General features: G+C 67.1%; 5 protein-coding genes. 3 read left to right on the forward strand and 2 right to left on the reverse strand.

Annotated features, from left to right (window positions below; all coding sequences use genetic code 11):
• On the forward strand, positions 1-842 hold an 842-nt coding region (locus AC1DKD_RS39180; RefSeq protein ID WP_477144557.1), incomplete at its 5' end, for an acetate/propionate family kinase.
• Positions 843-863: 21 nt separating this feature from the next.
• Here the strand turns inward: AC1DKD_RS39180 and AC1DKD_RS39185 are convergent.
• Complete coding sequence (locus AC1DKD_RS39185) at positions 864-1,679, reverse strand: tyrosine-protein phosphatase (protein ID WP_441626531.1); 816 nt, start codon at positions 1,677-1,679, stop codon at positions 864-866.
• A 34-nt stretch (positions 1,680-1,713) separates the two neighbouring features.
• Positions 1,714-1,968, reverse strand: a complete 255-nt coding sequence (locus tag AC1DKD_RS39190; protein WP_441626579.1) for an RNA-binding protein — start codon at positions 1,966-1,968, stop codon at positions 1,714-1,716.
• A 379-nt stretch (positions 1,969-2,347) separates the two neighbouring features.
• On the opposite strand from AC1DKD_RS39190, the gene AC1DKD_RS39195 reads away from it, so the two are divergent.
• Both AC1DKD_RS39195 and AC1DKD_RS39200 read left to right on the forward strand, forming a co-directional pair.
• On the forward strand, positions 2,348-3,874 hold the full coding sequence (locus tag AC1DKD_RS39195; protein ID WP_477144558.1) for a DASS family sodium-coupled anion symporter: 1,527 nt from the start codon (positions 2,348-2,350) through the stop codon (positions 3,872-3,874).
• Between the two features lie 13 nt (positions 3,875-3,887).
• Positions 3,888-4,781 (forward strand): Ldh family oxidoreductase (locus AC1DKD_RS39200; RefSeq protein ID WP_477144559.1); only part of this gene is annotated, 894 nt, incomplete at its 3' end.

The raw sequence follows: 4,781 nt of genomic DNA on the forward strand, positions 1-4,781 counted from the left end.
TCCCGCTCGCCCCGCTCCACCAGCCGCATAACCTGACCGCGATCCGTGCGGTGCGCGCCGCCGTGCCGGAGCTGCTGCAGGTGGCCKKCTTCGACACCGCCTTCCACGCCGGSCACGATACGCTGGCGCAACTGCTGGCGCTGCCCTACGAATACTTCGAGCGCGGCATCCGCCGCTACGGATTCCATGGCCTGTCCTACGAATACATCGCGCGCCGCCTGCAGCAGGTAGCGCCCGACCTGGCCGCCGGCCGCGTGATCGTGGCGCACCTGGGCAACGGCGCCAGCCTGTGCGCCATGCGCGAGGGGCGCAGCGTGGAATCCACCATGGGCCTGACCGCGCTCGACGGCCTGCCGATGGGCACGCGCTGCGGCGCCATCGATGCCGGCGCCATCCTGTGGCTGTCGCAGCAAGGCATGAGCACCAAGGACATCGAGACCATGCTGTACCAGGAATCGGGGCTCAAGGGCTTGTCGGGCATCAGCAGCGATATGCGCGCACTGCTGGACAGCGACACGCCGCGCGCGCGCCTGGCCATCGATTTCTATGCGTACCGTGCGGCGCAGGAGATCGGCAAGCTCGCCACCACGCTGGGCGGCCTCGACGCGCTGGTGTTCACCGCCGGTATCGGCGCGAACTCACCGCCGGTGCGCGAGAAGATCTGCGCGCGGCTGGCGGACCTGTTCGGCATCGGCCTGGACGCCGGCGCGAACGGCGAGAACCGGCAACGCATCAGCCGCGATAACAGCCGTGTGCCGGTGCTGGTGCTGCCCACCGACGAGGAGGGCATGATCGCGCTGAATACCGCGCGGATCATGAAGGAGCAAGGCGTGGGGACGTAGCGCCTCCGCGCCGGGAACGCGCTACGCCCGCACCAGGTACGCCCGGCGCAACCGCTCCGCATCCACTTTGAGCACCTCGCCCAGGTACGCGTCGATGCCGCCGTATTCCTGCTCGATGGCCTGCATGGAAGCTTCCAGGTAAGACGCCTTCACCTCCAGCAACGGCCACATCACCGCGGGATCGACGCCGAACTGCGCCGCGCCGGCGCTCATCTTCTGGTTGAAGCCCTGGTTCCGGTGATTCGACTCCAGGTAGTTGGCCATGATGGTATCGCGCTCCACGCCCAGGCCCGCCAGCAACAACAGCGAGGCAAAGCCGGTGCGGTCCTTGCCCGCGGTGCAGTGGTACAGCAGGTTGCCGCCCTGCTCCGCGAGCTTCAGGAAGCCGCCGAAGGCAGCCTGGTACTTGCGCGGAAAATCGCCGTAGACCTCCAGCATGAAGGCCTCCGTCTGCGCCGCGCTGCCTTCGCGCAGGCGCGGCATCAGTTCGGCCATCGACATGCTGCCCTCCAGCACCGGCGTGGCTACCCAGCGGAAGGCCTGGCCGAAGGGGCTCTCCGCCGCCGACTTTTCTCCGGGCGAACGGAAATCGATCACCGCGTCCAGTTGCAAGGCGCGCAGCCGCTCCATGTCGGCGGCGCTGGCCAGGCCCGGGTTGCCGCTGCGAAACAGCTTGCCGGCGCGCACGCGGTGGCCGTCCCGCGTGGGAAGGCCGCCGAGATCGCGGATATTGACAACGTTTTCCAGCACCAGCGGTGCGGTGCCGGGCACGCCGGTACCTAGTGATGGCGCGTCCGCCATGATGGCGTGGCGGCGCCACGCGAACAATCCCTGCATTGTTTCCCTGCCCTGTGGTTGGGTTGCGCGCGTCTCATCGCGCGCGATAGGCCGGCACATGCCAGCGCGTATGGCAGCCAGCAATATAACGGCGATCGAGCATTGCCACCAGTTTCCACACGCTCATCGGGTCCACATCGTCCAGGTCCAGGTCGACCCAGGCCCAGGGATGTGAGCCATCGCCCTCACAGATCAGCTCGACGTCCTTGACGCTCACGTAAGCGGCCAGCGCTTCACGCAGCCTGGCTGCGTCGACTCCGGCATGTAGCCCTCTCACCAAAACCTTCATCATGTGCTCCATTTTTTTCAGATCACCGCGCAGGCGGGCGTTACGCCCGCGGGACACCGCCCGCCAGCCCTTGTACTGCAACGATCTGAAAGTAGGACCCCACCGCACACGGTAATTTCCCGGCGCGAGCCCTCTCCTTGATCCTGATCATGCGAGCCGTGATCCGGCCTCGACATACGCTGTTGGCCGGCACGATAATTTCCCCATGTCGAACGCTGCAACCCGGCCAAAAGCCGGCCTGCGCATCCGCCAGTCTTCACGGAAGACCGAACGAACGACGCCGCCATCAAGCCAGTCACCGGCTAGCATTCTTGCCCGCGCGTGACGTCCGCCATCCCGTGTTGAGCCAACGATCAACAAGACAACCCAAGGGAAAGCGATGACAGACTCTCGCACTCCGACCCAGACCGTCCCCTCCGCCCCCGGCGTGCCCGCCACGCCGCAAGCCACGCCGAAGAAGCAGACACCATGGGGGCTCTACGCCGCCGCCGTGGTGCTGATCGGCATCCTTGCCCTGCCGCTGCCCGCGGACCTGCCGGTGGCGGGCCATCGCATGCTGGCTATCCTCGCCTTCGCCATCGTGGTGTGGATCACCGAAGCGGTCTCCTACGAAGCCAGCGCCATCATGATCACGTCGCTGATGGCCGCGCTGATCGGCTTCGCGCCCACGGTGACGGACCCGTCCACGCAATACGGCACATCGCGCGCCCTCGGCATGGCGCTGGCCGGCTTCTCCAATACCGCGCTGGCGCTGGTTGCCGCCGCGCTGTTCATCTCGGCGGCCATGACCGTGACCGGGMTTGACCGGCGCATCGCGCTGGTGACGCTGTCGGCCATCGGCACCAGCACCCGGCGCATCCTGATCGGCAGCATCGCGGTGACCATCCTGCTGTCGCTGGTGGTGCCGAGCGCCACCGCGCGCAGCGCCTGCGTGGTGCCGATCATGATGGGCATCATCGCGGCCTTCGGGGTCGACAAGAAATCGAACATCGCCGCCGGCATCATGATCACGGTGGCCATGGCCACCAGCATCTGGAACGTCGGCATCCAGACCGCCGCCGCGCAGAACCTGCTGACGGTCGGCTTCATGGACAAGCTGCTGGGCGAGCGCATCACCTGGCTGCAATGGCTGATCGCCGGCGCGCCGTGGGCCGTCGCGATGTCGGTGGTGCTGTATTTCCTGGTGCGCTTCCTGCTGCCTGCCGAGACCGAAGCCATCCCCGGCGGCAAGGAAGCCGTGCAAAAGGAACTAGCCGGGCTGGGCCCGATGACCGGCCCGCAGAAGCGGCTCGCCGCGGTGTCCATCGGGCTGCTCCTGTTCTGGGCCACGGAAGGCAAGCTGCATCAGTTCGACACCGCCACCGTCACCTTCGTCGGCCTGGTGATCCTGATGATGCCGCGCATCGGCGTGATGGACTGGAAGACCATGCAGCAGCGCACGCCGTGGGGCACGCTGATCGTGTTCGGCGTGGGCATCAGCCTGGGCACCGCGCTGCTCACCACGCAGGCCGGACAATGGCTGGGCAAGTTCGTGGTGACGCACTCCGGGCTCGCCACGCAGGGGCCGATCCTGGTGTTCGCGATCCTTGCGGCCTTCCTGATCCTGATCCACCTGGGCTTTGCCAGCGCCACCGCGCTCACCGCCGCGCTGCTGCCGATCCTGATCTCGGTGCTGCAGACGCTGCCAGGCGATATCAACAAGATCGGGCTGACAATGCTGCTCGGCTTCACTGTGAGCTTCGGCTTTATCCTCCCGATCAACGCGCCGCAGAACATGGTGTGCCTGGGCACGGACACCTTCAACGGCAAGCAGTTCGCCAGGGTCGGCATTCCCGTCACGCTGATCGGCTACGCCATGATGCTGCTGTTCGCCGCCACCTACTGGCGCTGGCTGGGCTGGATCTGAAGGGACGGGACGCATGACGAAAATCACACTGCAATCCGCCCTCCAGCTCGCCCGCGACCTGCTGGCAGCGCAGGGCGTGCCGGCCGATATCGCCGACGACGTGGYCGAACACCTGGTCGAAGCCGACCGCTGCGGCTATACCAGCCACGGCCTGTCGATCCTGCCCAACTACCGGCGCTCGCTCGCAGGCGGCAACGTCAACCCCGCCGGCCGCGCCGAATGCGTGCTCGACCGTGGCAGCCTGCTGGTGTTCGACGGCAACGGCGGCTTCGGCCAGCACGTGGGCAAGACCGTCATCGAGACCGCGATCGAACGGGTGCGCCAGCACGGCCACTGCATCGTCACGCTGCGCCGCTCGCACCATCTCGGCCGCATGGGCCACTTYGGCGAGATGGTGGCGAAGGAACGCTTCGTGCTGCTGAGCTTCACCAACGTGATCAACCGCGCGCCGGCAGTGGCGCCCTATGGCGGCCGCGCGGCGCGGCTGACCACCAACCCGCTGTGCTTCGCCGGGCCCATGCCCAACGGCCGCCCGCCGCTGGTGGTAGATATCGCCACCAGCGCGATCGCCATCAACAAGGCGCGCGTGCTGGCGGAGAAGGGCGAGCCCGCGCCGGAAAACAGCATCATCGATGCCGACGGCAACCCCACCACCGATGCCTCCACCATGTTCGGCGAGCATCCGGGCGCGCTGCTGCCCTTCGGCGGACACAAGGGCTATGCGCTGGGCGTGGTGGCCGAGCTGCTCGCTGGCGTACTCTCCGGCGGCGGCACCATCCAGCCGGAAAACCCGCGCGGCGGCGTGGCCACCAACAATATGTTCGCGGTGCTGATGAATCCGGAACTGGACCTGGGGCTGAGCTGGCAGAGCGCCGAGGTGGAGGCGTTCGTCAATTACCTGCACGAC

The organism is Cupriavidus sp. 05T313 (genome assembly GCF_056396665.1).